General features: G+C 66.7%; 2 protein-coding genes. Both read right to left on the bottom strand.

Annotation, left to right across the window (positions count from 1 at the left end):
• Positions 1-448: DUF3618 domain-containing protein (locus AC1DBN_RS21395; protein ID WP_477724189.1), on the bottom strand; the 448-nt coding region annotated here is incomplete at its 3' end.
• The coding region (locus tag AC1DBN_RS21390; protein ID WP_477724188.1) for a phage holin family protein at positions 445-732 on the bottom strand (288 nt) is incomplete at its 5' end. The genes AC1DBN_RS21390 and AC1DBN_RS21395, both read right to left, overlap by 4 nt.

Here is a 732-nt window from a genome sequence, read left to right as displayed (position 1 = left end):
GGTCTGCTGCCTGGCGTTCCTTCTCACTTGCGGGGATCAGCGAGGAGATCAGCATGCCTGCGCCGAAGGCGATGAGGCCGGCGGCGAGGGGGTTGCCCTGCGTTTTGGCTTTGACCCGGTCCGGTGCTGCGGCGACGGTGTGGCCGGCATCGGAGAGGGTGGAGGCGACGTTGTCCTTGGCGTCGTGAAGGGTGTCGCCGGTGCTGTGCAGGGCGTTGGTGGTGTGCCCGGCCCCGGAATGCGCGGCATCCTGGACTCGGGTGGTGGTGTGGTCTGCTGCTCCCATGATTTTCTCCTTGACGCCGGTGGCGGCGTCTTTGAGCTTGTCGGTTTGGCGGTGGACGATGTTGGACGGTGTGACCTTGTCCGCGACGGCGTCGACGTTGGTGCCGAGGCGTGCGCGGGTGGCTTCGATATCTGCTCGGATTGCGTCCGGGTTTTCGCTCATCGGTTTACCTCACCTGGTTTGAGGGTCGGGGGGATTTCGGCGAGGGTTTCGCCGGTTTGGGGCAGGCCCTTGATTTCTTTGAGGTTCTTCCGGCCGATGCTGGCCAGGACGGCGGCTGCGATGGCCCAGATGACGGCGACGATCACGGCGGCCCAGCCCAGGGGCATGAGGGCGCCGAGGCCGAACATCAGGGCCAGGGACAGGAAGAGCAGGACGAAGTGGCCTGCGACGCCGGCGCCGGCGAGCATGCCGCCGCCTTTACCGGCCCGGGTGGCGGACTGTTT

The organism is Pseudarthrobacter sp. 10T415 (genome assembly GCF_056394175.1).
This window is presented reverse-complemented; position numbering and strand designations above follow the sequence as displayed.